The sequence below is a fragment of the Amycolatopsis acidicola genome (assembly GCF_007713735.2).
Lineage (GTDB): Bacteria > Actinomycetota > Actinomycetes > Mycobacteriales > Pseudonocardiaceae > Amycolatopsis_E > Amycolatopsis_E acidicola.
On sequence record NZ_VMNW02000005.1, the window covers coordinates 20,832 to 43,134 of the forward strand.

The following is a 22,303-nucleotide window of genomic DNA, read 5'->3' on the forward strand; positions in this document are numbered from 1 at the left end:
ATGACCGACCAGCTACGTAGCCATCTGGACGCCGGCACCGCCCGCTGGGCGGTGCGGCGCGCGGAATGGCGCTCACTGGGCGTGACCGACGAGGAGATGGCACGGCCGAAGATCGCCATCGTCAACTCTTCGTCGGACCTCGCGGCCTGCTTCGCCCACCTCGACGACATCGTCCCGGTCCTCAAGGACGCGATCAGGGCTGCGGGCGGGCTCCCCTTCGAAATCCGTACCGCCGCCCCGTCCGATTTCGTGACCAGCTCCGGAGCCGGCGGACGGTACATCCTGCCCACCCGTGACTTGATCGCCAACGACATCGAAGTCGTGGTACAGGGCGCGTTGCTCGACGGCATGGTGTGCCTGAGCTCGTGCGACAAGACCGCGCCGGCGCACGTGATGGCGGCGGGCCGGATGGACGTGCCCGCGGTGATCGTCGCGTGCGGGTACCAGCACAGCGCGCTCGCCGCGGACGGCGGCCCGGACATCGAGGAGGTGTTCCTGCATGCCGGGCACACCGCGCTCGGCCGGACCTCCGCCGAGGACCTGCGCGTGATGTCCGAGCGCGCGATCCGCGGCCCTGGGGTGTGCGCCGGGATGGGCACCGCCAACACGATGCACATGGCCGCGGAGGCGCTGGGGATGGCGCTGCCGGGCACCACCCCGACGCGCGCGAACGGCGAGACGATGTGGAAAGCGGTGCGGGAATCGGGAAAGCGCATCGTCGAGATGGTCCATAACGGACAGACGGCGCGCAGTATCCTGACCCCGGCGGCGATCCGCAACGCGGTGACGCTGATGCTCGCCGTCGGCGGCTCGATCAACTCGGTCAAGCACCTGCAGGCGATCGCGGTCGAGGCGGGGCTGGACACCGACGTGTGGCGGCTGTACGAGGACCTCGCCGACCGCGTTCCGGTGCTCACCGCGGTGCGGCCCAACGGCCCGCATCTCATCGAGCAGCTCGACGACGCGGGCGGCGCGCATGCGGTGCTTTCCACGCTGATGCCGCTGCTGGACCTCGACACCGTCGGCGTCAGCGGGCGGCCGCTGGGTGAAGTTCTCGCGGACCAAGGGAAACCGGACCGCGAGATCGTGCGCCCGCTCGCGGACCCGTTTTCACGGCGGCCGTCGATCGTGGTCGTGCGGGGCTCGCTCGCCGCGGAGGGCGCGATCGTCAAGCTGCCCGTCGACGAGGAGCGCCCGGCCACCTTCCGCGGGCCGGCGCGCTGCTACTCCTCCCGCGAGACGGCGATCGCGGGCCTCGCGGCAGGCGAAGTCCAGGCCGGGGACGTGGTCGTGTTGCGCGGCATGGGACTGCACGGCGGGCCCGGGATGGCGATGGCGTCGTCGTTCGTGTTCGCGCTCGACGGGGCCGGTCTTGGTGAGCAGGTGGCGGTCGTCACCGACGGGCAGCTCTCGGGGCTGGTGAACAAGGGCATCGTCGTCGGCGAGGTCAACCCGGAGGCCGCGATCGGTGGCCCGCTGGGCCGGATCGTCGACGGCGACCTGATCTCGATCGACCTGAACACCCGCACTGTCGATCTCGAGGTCGACCCGGAAGTGCTGGCGACGCGGGAAATCGCGCCCGCCGAGACGGACCGCTCTCCCGGCTGGCTCGCCACCTACGACCGCGCCGTCACGCCGCTCGCGTGCGGCGCGGTCCTGGGCGAGCGGACCTGCGGCGGCCTGTGCCGGCCGGGCGAAGGAGGTGCTTGATGGAGGTTCTCGAAGTTCCGGCGCGCGCCGAGGCGGCGAAAACCGCGCCGGTGCGGCGGAAACGGCGTCCCGTCGCCCCGATCACCGGCATCCTGGCCGCGGTCGTGCTGGCCGAACTGATCCCGCGGACCGGGCTCATCGCCGGGGACGCGTTGCCGCCGCTGTCCTCCGTCCTCGCCGAACTCGGTCGCGACGCCGGGCACGCCGAACTGTGGGAGGCGCTGGGCCGGACCGTCCGCACCTGGCTCCTCGGCTTGGCCATCGCAGTCGCCGCCGGGGTCGTCGCCGGCTTCGTGATCGGCCTGATGCCGTGGTTGCGGGCGGCCACGGCGTCCACAGTGGAGTTCCTGCGGCCGATCCCGTCGGTCGCGCTCATCCCCGCGGTCATCCTGATCTTCGGCACCGGCTTCGAATCCGGGGTGACGCTCATCGTCTACGCCGGGTTCTGGCAGGTGCTCGTGCAAGTGCTCTACGGCGTGCAGGACATCGACCCGGTCGCGCGGGAAACCGCCCGCTCATACGGCTTCTCGTGGTGGGCGGAGCTGCGCCATGTCGTGTGGCCCACGGCGTTGCCGTTCGTGTTCACCGGTATCCGGCTCGCGGCGGCGGTCGCGCTTGTGCTGGCGATCACCGGCGAGCTGGTGATCGGGACCCCGGGGCTCGGCCAGCTGATCTCCGTGGCGCAGAGCAGCGGCGCGACGACCGAGATGTTCGCGCTGGTGCTGCTGACCGGGGTGCTCGGGGTGCTGGTCAACGTGCTGTTCCGGTTCGGTGAGCGGCTCACCCTGAGCTGGCATCCGTCCATCCGGCGGGCTGGAGGTGCGCGATGAAGTTCGTCAAGCGCGTGCTGCTCGCGCTCGGCTTGCCGATCGTCCTGGTGGCCCTGTGGTGGGTGACCAGCGCGAACAGCTTCAACTACTATTTCCCGCCGCTGTCGAAGACTCTCGACTGGTTCGGGAAGCTGTGGTTCTCGGCGCGCTTCGCCGACGACGTCGTGCCGAGTCTGGTGCGGCTGCTCGCCGGGTTCGCGCTCTCCGCCGTGATCGGGGTGGCGCTGGGTGTCGCGCTCGGGCTGACCGACGCCCTGCGCCGCGGCGCGGAACCGGTGCTGGAGTTCGTCCGCGCGATCCCGCCGACGGTGCTGGTGCCGGTGATCGCGCTCGTGGCCGGGATCGGTGACGGGGCGAAGATCCTCGTCATCGTCTCCGGCTGCGTGTGGCCGGTGCTGCTCAACACCGTCGAAGGCGTCCGTGCCGCGGACGAGGTCATGGTCGACACCGCCCGCAGCTTTCGCTTCACGTGGGTGGCGCGGCTGCGGCACCTCGTGCTGCCTGCCGCGAGCCCCCAGATCGCCGCCGGGCTGCGGCAGTCGCTGTCCATCGGCCTGATCCTGATGGTGATCGGCGAGATGTTCGCCGCCACCGACGGGCTCGGGTTCTCCATCGTGCAGTTCCAGCGCACGTTCGCGATTCCCCAGATGTGGAGCGGCATCATTCTGCTCGGCCTCATCGGGTTCGTGCTCTCGGCACTGTTCTCCCTCATCGAAAAGCGGGCCCTCGGCTGGTATCTGGGCCTGCGTGAAGCGCAGAAGAGGAACGGCTGATGACCGACATGGTCGAGGTGCGAAACCTCAAGAAGGTCTACGAAGCACAGGGCAGGCGCGTCGAGGCGATCGGGAACATCACGTTCTCGATCTCGCGCGGCGAGTTCGCCTGCATCGTCGGCCCGTCCGGCGCGGGCAAGACGACGCTGCTGAAATGCCTGGCGGGACTGGTGACGCCCACCGCGGGTGACGTCGTGCTCGACGGCGACCCGGTGACCGGGCCGCCGCGCGGGATGGCCGTGGTGTTCCAGGAATACGGGCGCAGCCTGTTCCCGTGGAAGACGGTCCAGCAGAACATCGATCTCCCGTTGCGGCAGAAGGGTTTGCCGCGGGCCGAGCGCGACCGGCTGGTGTCGGAGGCGCTCGCCGCGGTGAGCCTCGCCGATGCCGGGCGCGCGTACCCGTGGCAGTTGTCGGGCGGGATGCAGCAACGTGTCGCGATCGCACGGGCGGTCGCCTACGAACCGCACGTGCTGCTGATGGACGAGCCGTTCGCCGCGGTCGACGCGCAGACGCGGGCCGATCTGGAGGACCTTGTGCGCAAGCTGTGGCGCGATCTGGGTATCACGACTCTGTTCGTCACGCACGACATCGACGAGTCGGTGTACTTGGGCGAGCGCGTGATCGTGCTGTCGGCCTCGCCGACGCACGTGCTCGACGACGTCCGGATCGACCTGCCTGCCGAACGCGACCAGGTGACCACGCGCGCGACGCCCGAGTTCACCGAACTGCGGGCCCGGGTACACCAGGGCATCCAGGACGCCAAGGCCGGCCGCCGCGCCGCGGGAGCGGCCGCATGACCGGACTCGCGTACAGCGACGAAGGCGAGGGCGCGCCCGTCCTGCTCGCGGCTTCGCTCGGCACCACGCGCGCGATGTGGGAACCGCAGCGTTCCCGGCTGCGGGAAAACCGCCGCGTGATCAGTTTCGATCACCGCGGCCACGGTGAGTCGCCGAGTCTCCCCGGTCCGTACGCGTTGGCCGATCTCGTCGCGGACACGATGGGGCTGCTGGATTCCCTCGGCATCGAGTCCGCCGATGTCGTCGGGGTGAGCCTCGGCGGCATCGTCGGCCTCGCGCTCGCCGCCTGCCACCCGGAGCGGGTGCGCAGCCTGGTGACCGTCAACTCACCGGTCTTCGCCGACGAGCCCGGGTTCTGGCACGGCCGTGCCGCCGCCGTCCGCCGCGACGGGATGACCGTCGCCAGCCACGGGCTGCTCGGTCGCTGGTACTCACCGGCCACCGCGGCCGCGCCGTCGATGCTGATCGCCGCCACAGTGTCCGAAGTGGACAGGCTGGACCAGGAGGGCTACGCCGGCTGTTGTGCGGCCATCGCGGGCACCGATCTGCGCGACCGGCTCGCCGACATCCGCTGTCCCGTCCTCGCGGTGCACGGCCTCGCTGACGCGGTCGTGCCGGCACACCACGCCGAGCTGATCGCCACCGCCGTGCCGGGCGCGCGTCGCGTGCCACTGCCCAGCGCCGGTCATCTGCTTACCCAGGAAGTGCCCGACGCGCTGCACGAACTGCTCACCGCGCACTGGAACAGCCAGGAGGTCACCTCGTGAACGCCTTCGTCACCGAACCCGCCCGCGAAACACCGATCCTCGGCGAGTGGGAGGTCGTCGTACTCGGTGGCGGCCCGTCCGGGCTCGCCGCCGCGACCGCGGCCGCCCGCGCTGGGCGCAGCACCCTGCTGGTCGAAAAAAGCGGCTACCTCGGCGGCGCCGGCACCGGCGGCGGGCTGTCCACGTTCTGCGGCATGTACTCCAACGTTCACGGCGAGCACGTGCTCACCGTGCGCGGTCACGCCACGGAACTGCTCGAGCGCATCGACCGGCTCGGCGGGTTACGCGCGCCGCACCTGTCGTTCGCCGACCGCATTCAGGCGCAGGCCTACGACATCCCCGCCTACCGCCGCGCGGCCGACGAGCACGTTCTTGCCGCCGGCGCGCAGTTGCTGTATCACGCGTTCGCGGTCGGCGCCGTCACCGGTGGGTCCACAGTGGACGGAGTCGTGGTGGAGTCCAAGTCCGGGCGCGGGGTGCTGCACGCGCAGGTGGTCATCGACTGCTCCGGTGACGGGGACCTGCTCGCCTGGACCGGGGCTTCGCACGAGAAAGCGGACCCGCACGGCGAAATGTTGTTCCCCTCCACCATGTTCCGCATCAACGCCGTCGACGGTGAACGCGCCGGGCCGGCGTGGAAGATCCTGCCGCGCATGATGGACGAGGCCGTCGCCGCCGGACGGCCGAAGTTCCCGCGCCGTGGCGCGATCGTCCGCCCCCAGCGGGACGATCTCGAGTGGCGAGCCAACGCCACCCAGCTGCGCAACCCCGACGGCACGGCGATCGACGGCACCGACGTGTGGCAGCTGACCAGTGGGGAGGTGCAGGGGCGCGCGCAGGCGCAGGAGGTGTTCGAGTTCATCCGCGGCAAGGTGCCCGGGTTCGAACGCGCCTATATCGTCGACATCGGGCCCGAGATCGGCATCCGCGAGACCCGGCGGCTGATCGGCAAGTACGTGCTGACCGAGGAAGATGTCCGTTCCTGCGCGACTTTCGAGGACTCGATCGGCCTCAACGGCTGGCCTGTCGAGGCGCATGTGGACGGTGATCTCGACATCCGCTGGCCCTACGGCGAAGATCCCGTCGGCTGCAACCAGCTCCCGTACCGGATGCTCTTGCCGGCTGACGGGCCGTCGAACCTGCTCGTGGCCGGCCGCTGCGCGGCGATGACCCACGGCGGGCAGTCGGCCGCGCGCGTGGCGGGGCCGTGTTTCGCGATGGGCCAGGCCGCCGGTACCGCCGCCCATCTCGCGCTCGAGGGCGACGGGAAAGTCGCGGACGTCGATGTCGCGCGGCTGCGCACCGAACTCGAAAGCGAGGGCGCATGGCTGAGCGTGTGAGGGTGTCATGTTGCTGAGTCCGGCCGACGAACGGATGCTCGCCGGGAACGAAGGGCGCGCGGTGCGGGCGGCGCTGGAACTGCTCGTGCGGTACGGCGAGCTGATGGGCGCCGAACGGCTGATCGACACCGACAACGTTTGCGGTGCTAACATCTTCGGCCCCCGTCACGCCCGTGTCCTCGGCACCGCGGACCCGGCCGCGCTCTTCTCGCGGTTCTCCCTCGACCTCGACGAAACCGTCGACGTGCCGCCGTTCCGTGCGCACAGCTGCCAGCTCATCGGCCCTCGCGACCGCGAGCATTGGGACGTGCAGGGCATTTCACGGGCCGATGCCGACGCCATGACCGAGAGCGAACGCTATCTCGCGGAGAAAGGGGTCGACCTGCATTCCACCTGCACGCCGTATCAGGTCGGCAACGTGCCCCGCTACGGCGAGCACTGCGCGTGGATGGAGTCCTCCGCGGTCGTCTACATCAACTCGGTGCTTGGCGCCCGCACGAACACTGAGGGCCGCGAGTCCGCCGCCGCGTCGATGCTCACCGGCCGCACCCCGTACTGCGGCTATCACCTCGATGCGCACCGCCGCGCCACGCACCTGATCGAGGTGCGGCATCCCGTTGTGTCCACTGAGGACTGGAACGTCTTCGGCTACTGGGTCGGCGAGCAGGTGCAGGACGCGGTACCGGTACTCGTCGGCGCGGGTCTCAGCCCGGATCCGGTGCGGCTCAAGCAGTTCGGCGCAGCGGCGGCCTCCTCGGGCGACGTCGAGCTGTACCACCTGCCCGGGGTGACGCCGGAGGCCGCGACACCCGAGCAGGCGCTCGGCGGACGGGCTCCGCTGGTGACCTCGGTCTTCGACGCGGCGGCGCGGGCGGCGACCGTGGAGTCGTTGTGCCGCACCGCATCCGATCGTGACGTCGACTTCGTCATGATCGGCTGCCCCCATGCGGCGCTCGAGCAGGTGCGCGAGGTGGCGCGGCTGCTGGAAGGCCGCCGCGTCGCGCCGTCGACGACGTTGTGGGTGTTCACGCCCAGCGCGCTGCGCACCGAGGCCGAACGCAACGGCTACGTCGAGGCGATCGAACGCGCCGGTGGCCGGGTGCTGTCCGATACCTGCCCGGCGATCGGGCAGTTCCTCCCGCCTGGCACGCGCGTGTTCGCGACGGATTCCGCGAAGCAGGCGCACTACCTGCCCGCGATCACCGGCGTGCAGGGCTGGTTCGGCAGCGTCGAATCCTGTGTGGACGCCGCGGTGTGCGGGCGGTGGGCCGATGCCTGAAGTGTTACGGGGCAAAGGTGTCGTCGGCGGCCGCGCGAGCGGGCGCGCGCTTGTGTGCACGGCGCCGATCTCCGGTTGGGGCGGCATCGACCCGAAGACCGGCACGATCGTGGAGAACCGGCACCCTCAGCGCGGGTCGTGTTTCGCAGGCGGCGTGCTCGTCATCCCCGGCGCCAAGGGGTCCTCCGGGTGGTCCGGGCAGTTCCACCTCGCCAAACTGGTGGGCACCGCCCCGGTGGCGATCGTGTTCACGCGCATGAACAGCAAGCTGGCACTCGGGCTGGTCGTGCTGAAGGTGCCCGCGGTGACAGGCCTCGGCGCCTTCGGCACGATCAGCACGGGCGACTGGGTCGACGTCGACGGCGACACCGGCGTGGTGCACGTCGCGCCATCGCGGGAGGGATGAGCAGATGGAACGGTTCACCGGACAAGTGGTGCTGGTGACCGGTGCCGGCAGCGGCATCGGACGCGAACTGGCGCGGAGTTGCGCCGCCGAAGGCGCACAGCTGCACCTGGTGGACATCGACGAGACGGTGCACGAAGTCGCCGCCGGACTCGGCGGGGTCGCGCACATCTGCGACGTCGGCGATCCGGCGGCGGTGCGGTCGCTGTTCGAGCGGGTGGAGTCGCTGGACGCGGCGTTCCTCAACGCGGGAATCAACGGCGTCCCCTCGATGCTCCAGGACGGCGGCGCTGTCGACGAGTTGTCGTTCGACGCCTGGCGCCGGGTGCTGTCGGTCAACCTCGACGGCCTGTTCTCGTGCCTGCAGGAGTCCGCGCACATCATGAAGCGGCAGCAGCACGGCAGTATCGTCGTCACCGCGTCGACGGCGGGGCTACGACCGGAGCCGCGCGTGAGCTACCCCTACGTGGTCTCCAAGCATGCCGTCGTCGGGTTGGTGAAGCAGGCAGCCCTCGAGCTCGCCGGGCACGGGGTCCGCGTGAACGCCATCGCCCCCGGCCCCGTCGTGACCAACATCGGCGGGACGGGCCCACGCCCGCAAGCGGCCGTCGCGGCCTGGGAAGACTCGATCCCGGCCCGCCGCTGGGGACAGCCTTCCGACGTGACGGACCTGGCCCTGCTGCTCGCGGCCCCTGGCTCCGGCTGGCTCACCGGCGGGATTCACGTCGTCGACGGTGGCGCGTCGGTGCTTACCCAGGTGCTCGCCGGCACACTCCCCGGCAACTCGCCCCGAGAATGATCACGAGCCGCCGCCGGCCGCGGCGATGCGGCTTCTCCTCCGGCTCCCCCTAACAGGGGCGACGGCGCTGGTTCCTGTGTGTCGTGTGTCCAAGGTGTAAACATTGGATCCCATATGGTGATTTGCGGATCCAGTCCGGCTTACGGTGGGGCTGCTGGAAGAAGACGGAAACGGTCCTCGGAGGTTTGGGTGTGTTGCTCGCCCTGCTGGTCACCAGGCACGCGGGTTCTTGCCGGGCATGAGGTCCCGGACCGCGACCCGGCGGGCCACGCCCGGCGCCGCGGTCGCCGTGGTGAAACCGATTCCGGGGGAGCGGTCGCCGGGCGGTGTCGGTTCCGTGCCTTCGTGCAGGTAGATCGAGGCGTCCGGGCAGTAGTCGTACAGGAGTTCGCGGCATACGCCGCACGGCGCGATCACTCGGACGGTCCCCGCGGGCCGGTAGAGCACCGCGACGACGGCTTCGACGTCGCGGTCGCCCGCGGTCAGGGCGGCGCCGAGTGCCACGCCTTCCGCGCAGATCGACGACCGGCCCGCCGAGCCGGCCACGTGCAGGCCCGTGAACACCGCGCCGCCCCGGGTGCGCAACGCGGCGGCGACTTCGTGCCGTTCATGCCGATACCCGCGGCCCAGCAAGGAAACCGCCTGCTGCCAGAGGTCGGTGTCGGTCACGCCTGGATACGATTCCATGAAAATAGGATCCCAGAAAACGTGGACCTGTGGTGACGCGCCCGTTGGTCTTCGTCGGTGGGCGGCTCATCGACGGGACCGGCAGGCCGCCGGTCGAGGACGCCGCAGTGCTCTGCGAAAGCGGTCTCATCACCTGGGCCGGTCCCCGCGCGAGGCTCGCGGCTCCGCCGAACGCCGACGTGATCGATGTCCGCAGTCGCACGATCCTGCCCGGCTTCTTCGACTGCCACACCCATCTCACGATGCGGCCGGGGGAGGGCGATGCGCTCGCCCGGCTCACCGCCCCGCAAAGCCTGCGCGTCCTGCAGTCGGTGCCGAACCTGCGCGACACGTTGCTGGCCGGCGTGACGACGGTGCGCGATCTGTCCGGCGCCGACCTCGGCACCAAACTCGCGGTGGAGCGCGGGCTGATCCGCGGACCCCGGGTGCTGATCGCGATCCGGATCCTCAGCATCACCGGCGGACACGGCGACTGGCGCAGCGCGAACGGCGTCGACCTCACCGGCGGTTCGGGTGGGGGAGCGGTCGCCGACGGCCCGGACGCGTTCGTCCGCGCCACGCGTGCGGTGCTGCAGGAAGGCGCGGACTGCGTGAAGATCGCCGCGTCCGGTGGGATGAGCAGCCCGCGCGGCGAACCCGCGCACGGCGGGCTGTCCGCGGCGGAGATCGAAGCCGTGGTGACCGAGGCCGCCCGGCACGGTGACGTGGCCGTCGCCGCGCACGCCCAGGCGGGCCCTGGCCTCCGCGATGCCGTTCGCGCGGGCGTCCGCAGCATCGAGCATGGTTACCACCTCGATGACGCGACGATCGGCGAAATGGTGGAGCGCGGGACTTTTCTGGTTCCGACACTGTCCACTTTGCTCCGTGAACCCGAGGCGTCCGACCGCCGCCGCTGGACTGGCACCGCCCGTGAGCGACTGGCGCGGGCGTTCGCCGCCGGGGTACCCGTCGCGCTGGGCACCGACGCCGGACTCGTGCCGCACGGGACGAACCTGCGTGAGCTGGAGCTGCTCGTCGACTTCGGCCTGAGCCCGATGGCCGCCATCGTCGCCGGTACCTCCGCGGCCGCCCGGTTGTGCGGGGTCGACGGCGAACTCGGCACGGTGGAGCCCGGCAAACGCGCCGACCTCGTCGTCGCCGACGGCGATCCCCTGACGCGGATCGGAGTGCTCGCCGATCCGGCGAACATCGTGCTCGTGCTCAAGGACGGGCAGCTGGAGAAGGACACCGCGGAGCTCTTCCGCGCCAAGGAAAAGACCGGGAGTGCCACCGTATGAGCGAGTACCTGCTGGAAGCCCGTGATCTGCACATCGCCTACGGCGCGAAGCACGCCGTGCGCGGGGTGAGTCTCGGCGTCGGGCCCGGCGAGACCCTGGGCGTGGTCGGCGAGTCGGGCTCGGGCAAGTCGAGCCTCGGCCGGGCTCTGGCCGGACTCGAACGGCCGTACGCCGGTGCGGTCGTCTACGACGGCACGCCGCTTTCCCCCAAGCTGAAGCTGCCGAAGGCGGTGCGCCTCGATCTGCAGATGGTCTTCCAGGACCCGGCGAGCGCGCTCAACCCGCGCCGCCGCCTCGGGCGCGCGGTCGCGGAAGCCGCCGCGGCCCGGAGCGGCAAGCTGCCCGGCCGCGCTGAGCTGGCCGGGCTGTTCGCGCACGTGGGCCTGAACGACTCGTTCCTCGATCGGTACCCGGCGCAGGCCTCGGGCGGACAGCTGCAACGGGTCGTGCTTGCCCGCGCGCTCGCGGTGCGGCCCAAGGTTCTCATCGCGGACGAGCCGGTGTCCGCATTGGACGTTTCGGTTCAGGCGCAGGTGCTGAACCTGTTGTCGGACCTGCGGGCGGAGCTGGAGCTGTCCATCGTGTTCGTCTCGCACGACATCGCCGTGGTGCGGCACCTCGCCGATCGGATCGCCGTGTTGTATCAGGGAGAGCTCGTCGAAACCGGCGATACCGAAGACCTCGTGACCGCGCCACGCCACGACTACACCCGCAAACTGCTGGCGGCCGTGCCCGACCCCGATCTGGTGGAGCCGGCGGCACTGGCCTCGTGACACTGCCCGGCGTCACCGGAACGCCGCGAGCGCTGTACCGCTTCGTGCTGGGGTACGAGCCGATCCGCGAGTCCGTGTCGATCGAGGGCGGCGATCCGGCCCGCTTCCTGCTCGAGCCCGTCACCGCCGCGGCGGTCTGCTACGACGACGCGTGGGTCTTGCTGGACTCCGGCTTCGACACCGACGCCGTGCGCGACCCCGCCAGGCGGGCCGCGCGGTACAACTACGACAGCTACACCGCGCTTCTCCCACCCGGAGATCCGCTCGTGGACCAGGTTCGCGCCGCGGGGCTGGACTGGCGGCGGCTCAGCGGTTGCGCGCTGTCGCATCTCCATCTCGACCACACCGGGGGCCTCCGGCTGCTCGAAGGCGGTCCACCGGTGCTCGTTCAACGTGCCGAATGGGAGTTCGCCACCACGGAAGCGGACGCACGGCACGTCTACGCCCGCGACGACTACCTCCGGCCGGGGCTGGACGTCCGGTTGCTCGACGGGGAAACGGAACTGGCTCCCGGTCTGTCCACACTGGACACTCGCGGGCGCACGCCGGGGCATCAGTCGTTCCGGATCGGCCTCGCCGGGCGGACGGTCGTGCTCGCCTGTGACGCGGCCGACCTGCGCGCCAACATCACCGGCCCGCGGGCCTGTGGCTGGGCCACCGATCCCGTCGCCGCGCGCGTCGCCATCCGGCGTCTGCACGAACTCGACCGGCAGCCGGCGACCGAGGTGTGGCCGGGCCACGACCCGGACTGGTGGGCCTGGCAGGAGCCAGGATTGTATCCGGCTCGTTAAAACAGGATCCGAGATCTAGCTAAGTGGATCCAATATTGCTTAGTGTCGCTGCGGAAGCCATGCCGGGCCCTGTGGAGGAAACCCATGAGCGACAAGCCATTGCGCGATCAGGAGGGCAACCTCGTGCTGCCGGTCGCCCTCAGCAGGCGGGGCTTCCTCGTCCGGGCCGGCGCGGTGGGCCTGGCCGCGATGCCGCTGGGCGCGTTCCTCGCCGCGTGCAGCCAGAACCCCGGCGCCAGCGGGGCGAACGGGGAGATGGCGAAGCTGCGCAAGGGCGGCACCGTCACGTTCGCGATCGACGGCACCAACGGTGTGCTGGACCCGGCCGTCTACACGACACTCGGTGACTGGATGGGCGTCGACTGCGTGTGCCGGGGCCTGACCACGATCGACTTCGACTCGACTACACCGAAGATGGCGATGGCGGAGAGTTCGAAGCTCTCCGATGACGGCAAGACGCTCACATTGACGGTGCGGCAAGGGATCACCTTCCACGACGGCTCCCCGTTCACCGCCCAGGACTGCGTGCGCTCGTTCAACCGGCAGCTGCTCGACGCCGACCCGAGCCGCCCCGCCGCCTCGACCCGCCCGCTGCGCGGATCCACGAACCGCAGCGTGACCGGAGTGCGCGCGGTGGACGAGCGGACTTTCGAGATCAGCCTGTCCCAGCCCGATCTGACGTTCCTCTCCCGGCTGTCCGACCTGTCCGCGCGCATCGTGTCCTCGGCCGCGCTGGACAAGTACGGGACCGGCATCGGCCAGCACCTCGTGGGCGCCGGGCCGTTCAAGCTCGTGTCCGCCGTGCCGCAGCAGTCGATCACCCTCGAGGCCTACCCCGGCTACTTCGGGGGCAGTCCGCTCATCGACCGCCTCGTGCTGCAGCAGGTGACCGACCCGTCGTCGCTGAACGCGGGCCTGCAGAGCGGCCAGATCACCGCCTCGTCTTTCGTCGCGCACTCCGCGGCCAAGGCGCTTTCGGCCAACCCGAAGGTCACGGTCTACAACACCCCGCGCCGTGACGCGATCTTCCTGCTCATGAACACCACCGACCCGGCGCTCGCCGACATCCGGGTCCGCCAGGCGATCAACTTCTGCATCGACCGCGCGCAGATCGCGCAGAACGCGTTCTTCGGCTACGCCGACGAGCCCAAGGGCTACCTGCTGCCGTCGTCGGAGACCGGCTACGACGAGTCGCTCGCGGACCTGTCGGCCTACGACGTGGCGCGCGCGACGCAGCTTGTCACCAGTGCCGGCGCGGCAGGCCGGGCGATCGAGCTGATCGCCCAGAACAACAACTGGTATCCCAAGGCGGCACAGATCCTGGAGGCGAACCTCAAGGCCATCGGGCTGGCGCCGGCGGTGAAGCTCTACGACCCCGGCACGTTCTCCAGCAAGGTTTTCGATCTCAAGGGGCACCAGCTGGCCTTGTGGGAGCGCAACGGCTACGTGCCCGATCCCGAGGACCTGGTCAACAACATGCTGTCCTCCTCGGGAAGTTACGCCACCCGCGGCACCGGACACGCCACTTTGGACAGTGCGGCCGTCGGGCAGCTGGACGGCCTGCTCGTGCAGGGCCTGCAGACGAGCGACGCGGCCGCGCGCAAGAGTGCCTACAGTCAGGCGCAGCGGTTCTTCGCCGAGAAGTTCATGGCGATCTCGATGATCGGGCACTGCCAGAACATCGTCGTCTCCAGCTCGGAGGTGGGCGGGGTCAACGCCGCGGCGCTGTCGAGCCAGCGGATGCTGCTGGAGACCGCGGGGTTCAAGGAATGACCGCGAGCCTCCTCGCCCGGCGGTGGTCGGCCCGCAGGCTCGCTCGCACCCCGGTCGCGGTGGTGGCGTGGGCTTTGCTCGCCCTCTACGTCCTGGTGCTGCTGGTCGGCCCGCTCGTGGTGCCGGGCGATCCGCTGGCACAGAACGCGGAACAGCTGCTACCGCCGTTCTCGCCGGGACATCTGCTCGGCACCGACGACCTCGGCCGTGATCTGCTCCTGCGGCTGCTCTACGGCGGACGGCCGCTGTTGCTGGTCACCGTCGCCAGCAGCGCGCTGGCCGCGGTCGCGGGGTCGGCGCTCGGCATGGTGGCCGGGTTCTTCGGCCGCGCCGCGGACGGGGTCGTGATGCGCGCGATGGACGTGGTGCTCGCGTTCCCGCTGGTGCTCGTCGCGATCCTGATGGTCGCCGTGCTCGGTGGCGGAGCGGTGAACACCGCGCTCGCGATCACCGTCTCCCAGATCCCCTACTTCGCCCGCCTGGCACGGAATCTCACCTTGCGCGAGCGGACACAGGACTACGTCCGCGCGGCCCGCGCGCTGGGTGTTCCCCCGCTGACCATCCTCCGGCGGGAGATCTTGCCCAACCTCTCGGGAGCACTGCTGGTGCAGGCGACTTCGACGCTCGCGGTCGCGGCGGGACTGGCGTCGGCGCTGTCGTACCTCGGGCTCGGGCTGGACGCCGCCACCCCGGACTGGGGCTACATGGTCAAGGCGGGGCAGGAGTTCATGTTCTCCAACCCGGGTCTCGTGCTGTGGCCGGGCCTGCTGATCACGGTGTTCGCGGTCGCCTGCAACTTCGCCGGCGACGATCTCGCCGACGCCTTCGAGACGGGGAGCCGCCGATGACCACGACGGAACGGCCGCCGGCGCCCGTGGTGGCGCCGCGCCGGGGCGGCGGGCTGCTCGCCTCGCCGGTGCTGCGCCGGTTACTGCTGGTCCCGGTGATCGCGTTCGTGGTCGTCGTGGTGGTGTTCCTGGTGGTGCACGCGCTGCCGGGGGACGCCGCGCAGCAGCTGGCCGCGACGATGAACGGCGCCACCCCACAGGATTTGGCGGAACTGCGGCGCAGTCTGGGGCTGGACGGTTCGCTCTTCTCGCAGTTCTGGAGCTACCTCGACGGGCTGGCGCACCTGCGGCTCGGGGAGTCGTTCTACTCGGGCCGCCCGGTTTCGGAACTGCTCGGCTCGGCGTTGCCGGTGACGATCGAGCTCGCCGTCGCCGCCGGAATCGTGTCCACAGTGGCCGGTGTGCTCACCGGGATCGTGGCCGCGCGCTATCGCGGCACGTGGCTGGACTCGGTGATCCGCGGCGGGGCGACCGTCGGGTTCAGCCTGCCCTGGTTCGCGCTCGCCGTGCTCGCCGTCGTGGTGTTCGGCGTCTGGCTGGACTGGCTGCCGATTTTCGGCAGGCTGCCCACGAGTGTCGACTACACGCCCACCACGGGCTTCGTGCTCATCGACGCTTTCGTCCAGGGGCGGTTCGACCTGATCGGCCCCTGGCTGCAGCACCTGATCCTGCCCGCGCTCACGCTCGCCGCGACGTGCGCCGGGTTCGTCTGCCGCATCACCCGCGAGGCCTGCCTGACCGCGTCGGCGCAGGGTTTCGTGCGGACCGCGCGGATGAAGGGGCTCACCGAACGCCGGATCGCGCTCGGGCACGTCCTGCGCAACGCGGCGGTGCCGATCCTGACGGTCTCGGGACTGCAGTTCGGTTCCCTGCTCGGGGGCGCGGTGATCACCGAGGCCGTCTTCTCCTATCCGGGCGTCGGCAGCCTGCTCGTCGAGGCGGTCGGGCGGCGTGACTACTTCCTGGTGGAAGGAGCGGCATTGGCGATCGGGCTGCTGTTCACGCTCGTCAACGCCGTGGTGGACCTGACCGTGCTGGCCATCGACCCGAGGACACGCCGTGCCCACTGAGGAAGTCCTGCGCATTACCGGTCTGAAGGTCGGCTTCGGCGCCGGCGACGAACGGGTGCTCGCCGTCGACGGGGTCGATCTCGCGCTGACCCCGGGCAAGGTGCACGCGCTGGTCGGCGAGTCCGGTTCGGGCAAGAGCGTGACCGGGCTGAGCGTGCTGGGCCTGACGCGGGGTGGGGGCGCGACGATCTCCGGCGAGATCGGCTACGGCGGGCGCAACCTCGTCGAGCTCGCCGAGCCGGGGATGCGGGCGTTGCGGGGCGCCGAGCTGTCGATGGTCTTCCAGGACCCGATGACGAGTCTCAACCCGCTGCACCGCGTCGGCAGGCAGATCGCCGAGATGGCGCGGCTGCACGATCATCTGTCCAAAAAGGACGCGATGCGGCGGGCGGCGGAGCTGCTGGACGAGGTCGGGATCCCGGACGCCGGGCGGGCCCTGCGGGCCTACCCCCACGAGTTCTCCGGCGGGATGCGGCAGCGGGTGATGATCGCCATCGCGCTGGCGTGCCGGCCGAAGGTACTCGTCGCCGACGAGCCGACCACCGCGCTCGACGTCACCATCCAGGCCCAGATCCTGGGGCTCGTCCGCACCCTGTGCGCCGACCACGGCACCGCCGTGCTGCTGGTGACCCACGACCTCGGGGTGGTGGCGCGGTACGCCGACGAGGTCAGCGTGATGTACGTGGGCGAGATCGTCGAGACCGGTGCCGTCGCCGACGTACTCTCCGCGCCACGGCATCCCTACACCCAGGGCCTGCTGGGCGCGATCCCGCGATTGCGGGGCCCGAAACCGGAGCGCCTGCAGACCATTCCCGGCTCGGTGCCCGTGTTCACGGCCGCCGCGGCGGCACGGGCCGGCTGCCGGTTCGCCGCCCGCTGCGGCCACGAACACGACCGCTGCGCCCAGCCGCCGCCGACGCGCGAGCTCGCGCCCGGGCGCGCTTTCCGTTGCTGGCTTGAGGAAAAAGGGAGCACTTCGTGATCATCGACGCCTACAACACCGCGCAGGACGTGCGTGGCCGGTCCGACTACCTGACCGGGGTGCGGCCCGGCGAACAGCCCCCGCCGTACAGTCCGTTCGACCCCGGCCGCCTCCTCGAGCAGATGGACGCGGCCGGCGTGGACAAGGCGATGGTGTGCTCGCTGGCGCAGCGCATCGAGAACGACTTCATCATCGGGCTGGCGGCGAAGTTCCCCGAGCGGCTGTTCGGGTTCGGCCAGGTCCGCCCGCAGGACGACGACGCGCCGGCCGAGGTCGCGCGGATCGCCGACGCCGGGCTGCCGGGGCTGAAGCTGCACCCGACGTTGCACGGCTACTTCGTCTCCGACCACGGCCTGCTCGACCCGCTCTTCCGCGTCTGCGCCGAGCGCGGGCTGATCGTGCTGATCAACGCGCTGGACGATCCCTTCTGCCACCCGCTGGCGATCGAGGAGATCGCGAAGGGCTTCCCGGAGGTGCCGACGATCATCGGGCACATGGGGGCGGTCTGGAACGTGCCCGACGCGATCACGGTCGCCGAGCGCAACCCCAACATCTACCTGGATACTTCGGCGACCTTGTTGTCGGACGTGCGGCGCGCGTATTCGCGCCTCGGCCCGGAAAAGATCGTCATGGGCACCGAATGGCCGGGGCACGACTTCGACCTGGAACGCATGAAGATCGCCAAGGCGATACCCGACGAGGCCGATCGCGCGCTCGTCGAGGGCGCCACCATGGCGCGGCTGCTGGGACTGGCCGATGCGTGAGCCCGAGGTGCCCGCGGAACTGGCGAAGGAACTGGGCGGCAGCGGAACCCCGGTTCGGTGGGAACGGCTGACCGCACCGGAGATCGGCGCGCTGGCCGGGGCGGTGAACGCGGCGATCGTCCCCGTCGGCGCGACCGAACAGCACGGGCAGCACATGGCCCTGTGCGTGGACACCGAAGTCTCGCAGCACGTCGCGCTCGGCGTGTCGGCGCTCACCGGAGTACCCGTCGTACCGCCGCTTCAGTTCGGCGTTTCGGGTTCGCACGGCGATTTCCCCGGCACCATCGCGCTGCGCCCGGAGACGATGATCCGGCTCGTCGAGGATGTCCTCGATTCGTTGTACGCGTCGGGGATCCGGCAGTTCATCCTGCTCAACGGGCACACCTGGAACAGCGGCGCGCTCGACGTGTCCGCGGAGAAACTGCGCACCCGCTACGACGACGCCCGCGTCCGCTACCTCGCCTACGTCACGATGTACCCCGGGTCCGAAGTGGACGGACGGGTCACCTACGGGCGCGCACTGATGCACGCCAACTTCTTCGAGACCTCGCTGATGCTGCACATCGACCCGGACGCGGTGCACATGGACCGGGTGGTTTCGCTCACCGACACCGACAGCTTCTGGGACTACCGCACGGATCAGGTCAGCCGGAGCGGCGTGTGGGGCCGCGAGATCGACCAGGCCACCGCCGCGCACGGCGCGGCCGAGATGGCCCGGTGCATCGAGACGACCGCGCGTGCCGTGGCCGCCGCGATCGCCGAACCGTGGCCGCAGCCCCGCTGAGACAGGAGAGGCGCATGACGCAGACGATCAGCAGGCCGCCGATCGCGGAGCTCGAGCCGATGTTGCTCGGCGGTGCGTGGACGCACGGCGCGGGTGAACTGCTGCCCGTGCTCAACCCCGCCACCGGAGCGGTCCTCACCCGGACCGGACTGGCCAGGGAGTCCGAAGTGGACTCCGCGGTCGGGGCGGCCGCCGCGGCACACGCCGACGGGCGCTGGCGGTCACTGCCGCCGGAGCGGCGACGGGAAGTGCTCGTGCGGTTGGCTTCGCTCGTCGAGGCCGCGGCCGAGGACCTGGCGGTGCTGGAGACACTGGACAACGGCAAACCGATCGAACGAGCGCGCGGGGACGTGGGACTCGGCCTGGACGCCATCCGCCACTACGCGGGCGCACCCGTGCGCCTCGCTGGGCACGTGCAGCCGACCGCGCCGGACAGGCACGTCTACACGCTGCGCCAGCCGGTCGGTGTCGCCGCGCTGGTCCTGCCGTGGAACTTCCCGTTCATGATCGCCGCGTGGAAGATCGCGGCCGCGCTGGCCGCGGGCTGCACTGTCGTGGTCAAACCGGCGGAACAGACCCCGCTGACCACCTTGCGGCTGGCTGCGTTGTGCCTCGAAGCCGGGGTGCCCGAAGGCGTGGTGAACGTGCTCACCGGCGACGGGCGGACGGGCGCCGCGCTCGTGCGCCACCCCGGTGTCGCCAAGGTTTCCTTCACCGGCTCGACTCAGGTCGGGCGCGAGGTGATGGCCGCGGCGTCGGCCAGGATCGTCCCGGTCACCCTGGAACTGGGCGGGAAATCGCCGGACATCGTCTTCGCCGACGCCGATCTCGGGCGGCTGCTGCCCATGCTCTCGCGGACGATCTTCGCCCACTCCGGCCAGATGTGCACCGCCGGGAGCAGGCTGCTGGTGCACCGGTCGATCCGGGACGAACTGGTGTCCGCGCTCGTGCCACTCGTGGAAAACCTGCGCGTCGGCGACGGGCTGTCGGGTGGAATCACCGTCGGGCCGCTGGTGTCCGAGGCGCAGCGCGCACGCGTCACGGGATACCTGGAGCTCGGTGAAGGTGAAGTGCTCACCGGCGGCTCCGCCTTGCCAGGTCCCGGTTTCTTCGTCCAGCCGACCGTCCTAACCGGAGTGTCGCCGGACTCGCGGACCGCGCGGGAAGAGATCTTCGGCCCGGTGCTGACGGTGTTCGACTTCGACACCGACGCCGAGGCGCTCGCACTCGCCAACGACACCGAGTACGGCCTCGCCGCCGGTGTGTGGACGCGGGACCTCGGCCGCGCGCACCGGATGGCGGCCGAGCTGGAGGCCGGCACGGTGTGGATCAACACCTACAACGAGTTCAACTCCGCCGTGCCGTTCGGCGGGATCAAGCAGTCCGGGTTCGGCCGCGACCTCGGTGACGCGGCGGTGGAGGGCTTCACCGTCCTCAAGAGCGTCACGGCGGCCTGGTGAGTGGCGTGAGCGAAGTGGACGTCGCGGCCGAGCGGGCCAGGACCCCCGGAGTGGCCACCGGGCATCACTTCAACGCCGCCGGGGCCGCGATCCCCGCGGCGGAGACGGTCGCGACGGTCGTGGCGCACCTGGAGTTGGAGTCGGCGATCGGCGGGTACGAGGCGGCCTGGCAGGCCGCGCCCCGGCTGGACGGCGTGTACCGGCTCGCCGCGGACGCGCTGGGTGCCCGGCCCGACGAGATCGCGCTGGTGGAAAGTGCGACCGCCGGCTGGCAGCGTGCCGTCGCGGCGTTGCGCCTGCAGCCCGGAGACCGGGTGCTCGCGGCGCGCTCCAGCTACGTCAGCAGCGCGCTGAACCTGCTCACCCTGGAACGGGAGAGCGGAATCCGGGTGGAGGTCCTCGACAACGCCCCGGACGGAGGGGTCGATCTCGACGCGCTGGACCGGGCGTTGCGCTCGGGGCCGGTCGCGCTGGTGACAGCCGCGCACGTGCCGACCTCGTCCGGGCTCGTCGAACCCGTCGAGCGGATCGGCGCGCTTTGCCGCCGCGAGGGCGTGCCGTTCCTGCTCGACGCCACGCAATCGCTGGGACAGCTCGAAATCGACGTGCGCCGCATCGGCTGCGACCTGCTCGTCTCCACCGGCCGAAAGTTCCTGCGCGGACCGCGGGGAACCGGGCTGCTGTACGCGTCGTCCGCGCTGGCGGGTCTGCTGGCCCCGTTGTCGCCGGACGTGCGCGGCGCGCGCTGGACCCACGAGCGCGAGTGGGTCGTGGAGCCGGGAGCCCGCCGGTTCGAGCTGTGGGAGGCGGCGCACGCCCTGCGGCTCGGGCTGGGCGCGGCGCTCGCCGACCTGGCGGCTCTCGGTGCTCCGGCCGTGGCCCGGCGGCTCGCCGGGCTCGGCGGGCGGATCCGCACCGAACTGTCGCAAGTGGACGGTGTGCGGGTCGTCGACCCGCCTGCCGCGGGTGGCGCGATCGTCACGTTCGCCGTCCCCGGCACGCCGGCCGGGCAGGTCCGCGACGAGCTGGCCGCGCGCGGCGTGCACCTGGTCACCGTGCCCGCCTCGCACGGGCGCTGGGACCTCGCGGCCCGCGACCTCCCCGCCGTGCTGCGCGCGTCGGCGCACGTCTACAACGACGACGCCGATGTCCACGCGCTCGTCGAAGCGATGCGCGAGATCACCGCGCGGACGCGGCGGGCGGCGCCGCGGATCCCGGCGCCGGCCGAGCCCGATCCGATCATCTCGGTGCTGGCCAACGGAAAACGCGCGGTCGCCCGGCCCGCGCCGGACGTGCTCGACGCCGTCGTCGTCGGCCTCGGCGTGCACGGCCGCGCGACGCTGCACGAGCTGGCGCGGCGCGGGCTGCGGGTGACCGGGGTGGAACGGTTCCGGCTCGGCCACGACCGCGGCTCGTCGCACGGCGCGACCAGGATGATCCGCCGGGCCTACCCGGACCCGGTCTGGGACCCGCTGGTGGACGAGGCCTACGAGGGGTGGGCCCGGCTGAGCCGGGACGCCTCGACGTCCTTGGTCCGGACCACTGGCGGGATCTACGCCCGGCCGCCCGGCGAGCCCGCGGGCCTGCGCGGTCCCGGCTGCGAGGACTTGACGGCCGCCGGGGCCGCACGCGTCGCGCCGGCGCTGCGGCTGACCGAGGGCTGGACAGCTGTCCATGACCCCGCGGCCGGGGTGATCGACGCCGAGGCCGCGCTGCGGGCGCAGCTCCGGCTGGCCGTCGCGGCCGGTGCCCGGGTGCGCGAACGTGAGCCGGTGCTCGGCTGGCAGCGCGAGGGCGAACTGATCGCCGTGCACACCCCGCGGGCGCGGCTGCTCACCCGCGCGCTGGTCGTGTGCGCGGGACCGTGGATCGGGAGCCTGCTCCCCGGTTTCGCGGGCGAACTGACCCCGATCCGCATCGTGAACGCGTATTTCCCCGCCGCCACAACGGATTTGTTCGGGCCGCCGAGGCTGGGCTGCTTCTCCGCGGAGCTGCCGGAGGGGCTCGCCTACGGCATCCCCGCGCTCGACGGCCGGGGTGTGAAGATCGGGCTCGACACCGGGCCCGCGATCGACCCCGACGTCCCGGCGGAGCCCGCCACGGCGGCCGAACTGGCGCTGCTGGAAGGCATCGCGGCGCGGCTGCTGCCCGGCGCGGGCCGGGTGGGGGAGAGCCTCGTGTGCCGCTACACGATGACGGGCGACCGGCGGTTCCTCGTCGGCCCCGTCGACGGGCAGCCCGGCGTGTTCGTGGCGAGCGCGTGCTCCGGGCACGGGTTCAAGTTCGCCCCGGCGCTCGGCGCCGCGCTGGCCGACCTCGTCCTCGGCCGCCCGCGTGAGGATCTCGCGTTCCTGTCCCCGGCGCGGCTGTCCGAGCGGGATCCGGTGTGAGGG

21 protein-coding genes are annotated in these 22,303 nt (G+C 71.2%); 20 read left to right on the forward strand and 1 reads right to left on the reverse strand.

Annotated elements, in window-relative coordinates; genetic code table 11:
* Genes FPZ12_RS05315 through FPZ12_RS05355 form a run of 9 tightly spaced genes read left to right on the forward strand, consistent with a single transcriptional unit; the run spans position 1 to position 8,701 of the window.
* Positions 1-1,710: a dihydroxy-acid dehydratase gene (locus FPZ12_RS05315; RefSeq protein WP_144746202.1), complete on the forward strand. Its 1,710-nt coding sequence runs from the start codon at positions 1-3 to the stop codon at positions 1,708-1,710.
* Entirely contained in the window at positions 1,710-2,540 is an 831-nt protein-coding gene (locus FPZ12_RS05320; RefSeq protein WP_144746200.1) for an ABC transporter permease, read from the forward strand. Before FPZ12_RS05315 ends, FPZ12_RS05320 begins: the two co-directional genes overlap by 1 nt.
* Entirely contained in the window at positions 2,537-3,313 is a 777-nt protein-coding gene (locus FPZ12_RS05325; RefSeq protein ID WP_144746198.1) for an ABC transporter permease, read from the forward strand. Before FPZ12_RS05320 ends, FPZ12_RS05325 begins: the two co-directional genes overlap by 4 nt.
* 8 nt (positions 3,314-3,321) lie before the next feature.
* Positions 3,322-4,113 (forward strand): ABC transporter ATP-binding protein, encoded by a 792-nt coding sequence (locus FPZ12_RS05330; RefSeq protein ID WP_144746274.1) that lies wholly within the window; start codon positions 3,322-3,324, stop codon positions 4,111-4,113.
* On the forward strand, positions 4,110-4,880 hold the full coding sequence (locus tag FPZ12_RS05335; protein WP_144746196.1) for an alpha/beta fold hydrolase: 771 nt from the start codon (positions 4,110-4,112) through the stop codon (positions 4,878-4,880). The genes FPZ12_RS05330 and FPZ12_RS05335 overlap by 4 nt, the downstream gene beginning before the upstream one ends.
* Positions 4,877-6,220 carry an FAD-dependent oxidoreductase gene (locus FPZ12_RS05340; RefSeq protein ID WP_144746194.1) on the forward strand — a complete coding sequence of 448 codons (1,344 nt, stop codon included), beginning with the start codon at positions 4,877-4,879 and terminating at the stop codon, positions 6,218-6,220. The genes FPZ12_RS05335 and FPZ12_RS05340 overlap by 4 nt, the downstream gene beginning before the upstream one ends.
* A gap of 7 nt (positions 6,221-6,227) precedes the next feature.
* On the forward strand, positions 6,228-7,499 hold the full coding sequence (locus tag FPZ12_RS05345) for an aconitase X (protein ID WP_144746192.1): 1,272 nt from the start codon (positions 6,228-6,230) through the stop codon (positions 7,497-7,499).
* Positions 7,492-7,905 (forward strand): aconitase X swivel domain-containing protein, encoded by a 414-nt coding sequence (locus FPZ12_RS05350; protein ID WP_144746190.1) that lies wholly within the window; start codon positions 7,492-7,494, stop codon positions 7,903-7,905. Before FPZ12_RS05345 ends, FPZ12_RS05350 begins: the two co-directional genes overlap by 8 nt.
* 4 nt (positions 7,906-7,909) lie before the next feature.
* Positions 7,910-8,701 (forward strand): SDR family NAD(P)-dependent oxidoreductase, encoded by a 792-nt coding sequence (locus tag FPZ12_RS05355; RefSeq protein WP_144746188.1) that lies wholly within the window; start codon positions 7,910-7,912, stop codon positions 8,699-8,701.
* A gap of 210 nt (positions 8,702-8,911) precedes the next feature.
* Here FPZ12_RS05355 and FPZ12_RS05360 read toward each other — a convergent pair whose 3' ends face one another.
* Positions 8,912-9,388: a cytidine/deoxycytidylate deaminase family protein gene (locus FPZ12_RS05360; protein ID WP_144746186.1), complete on the reverse strand. Its 477-nt coding sequence runs from the start codon at positions 9,386-9,388 to the stop codon at positions 8,912-8,914.
* A gap of 32 nt (positions 9,389-9,420) precedes the next feature.
* On the opposite strand from FPZ12_RS05360, the gene FPZ12_RS05365 reads away from it, so the two are divergent.
* The 11 genes from FPZ12_RS05365 (at position 9,421) to solA (ending at position 22,300) form a co-directional block, all read left to right on the forward strand.
* Positions 9,421-10,665, forward strand: coding sequence for a metal-dependent hydrolase family protein (locus FPZ12_RS05365; RefSeq protein ID WP_208025752.1), 1,245 nt, complete (start codon positions 9,421-9,423; stop codon positions 10,663-10,665).
* Complete coding sequence (locus FPZ12_RS05370) at positions 10,662-11,438, forward strand: ATP-binding cassette domain-containing protein (protein WP_144746182.1); 777 nt, start codon at positions 10,662-10,664, stop codon at positions 11,436-11,438. Before FPZ12_RS05365 ends, FPZ12_RS05370 begins: the two co-directional genes overlap by 4 nt.
* Positions 11,435-12,229, forward strand: coding sequence for an N-acyl homoserine lactonase family protein (locus FPZ12_RS05375; protein WP_166462582.1), 795 nt, complete (start codon positions 11,435-11,437; stop codon positions 12,227-12,229). The genes FPZ12_RS05370 and FPZ12_RS05375 overlap by 4 nt, the downstream gene beginning before the upstream one ends.
* Before the next feature lie 84 nt (positions 12,230-12,313).
* A complete protein-coding gene (locus tag FPZ12_RS05380; RefSeq protein WP_144746178.1) occupies positions 12,314-14,002 on the forward strand; it encodes an ABC transporter substrate-binding protein in 1,689 nt (562 codons plus the stop codon).
* Positions 13,999-14,850 carry an ABC transporter permease gene (locus FPZ12_RS05385; RefSeq protein ID WP_208025753.1) on the forward strand — a complete coding sequence of 284 codons (852 nt, stop codon included), beginning with the start codon at positions 13,999-14,001 and terminating at the stop codon, positions 14,848-14,850. The genes FPZ12_RS05380 and FPZ12_RS05385 overlap by 4 nt, the downstream gene beginning before the upstream one ends.
* The gene (locus tag FPZ12_RS05390) at positions 14,847-15,920 is read left to right on the forward strand and encodes an ABC transporter permease (RefSeq protein ID WP_144746176.1); all 1,074 of its coding nucleotides are present in this window, start codon (positions 14,847-14,849) and stop codon (positions 15,918-15,920) included. The genes FPZ12_RS05385 and FPZ12_RS05390 overlap by 4 nt, the downstream gene beginning before the upstream one ends.
* Positions 15,910-16,902, forward strand: coding sequence for an ABC transporter ATP-binding protein (locus tag FPZ12_RS05395; protein WP_144746174.1), 993 nt, complete (start codon positions 15,910-15,912; stop codon positions 16,900-16,902). Before FPZ12_RS05390 ends, FPZ12_RS05395 begins: the two co-directional genes overlap by 11 nt.
* Positions 16,899-17,666, forward strand: a complete 768-nt coding sequence (locus tag FPZ12_RS05400; RefSeq protein WP_144746172.1) for an amidohydrolase family protein — start codon at positions 16,899-16,901, stop codon at positions 17,664-17,666. Before FPZ12_RS05395 ends, FPZ12_RS05400 begins: the two co-directional genes overlap by 4 nt.
* Positions 17,659-18,450: a creatininase family protein gene (locus FPZ12_RS05405; RefSeq protein WP_144746170.1), complete on the forward strand. Its 792-nt coding sequence runs from the start codon at positions 17,659-17,661 to the stop codon at positions 18,448-18,450. Before FPZ12_RS05400 ends, FPZ12_RS05405 begins: the two co-directional genes overlap by 8 nt.
* A 14-nt stretch (positions 18,451-18,464) precedes the next feature.
* The gene (locus FPZ12_RS05410; RefSeq protein WP_144746168.1) at positions 18,465-19,910 is read left to right on the forward strand and encodes an aldehyde dehydrogenase family protein; all 1,446 of its coding nucleotides are present in this window, start codon (positions 18,465-18,467) and stop codon (positions 19,908-19,910) included.
* A 5-nt stretch (positions 19,911-19,915) separates the two neighbouring features.
* Complete coding sequence (gene solA, locus FPZ12_RS05415) at positions 19,916-22,300, forward strand: N-methyl-L-tryptophan oxidase (RefSeq protein WP_208025754.1); 2,385 nt, start codon at positions 19,916-19,918, stop codon at positions 22,298-22,300.
* Positions 22,301-22,303 lie beyond the last annotated feature (3 nt).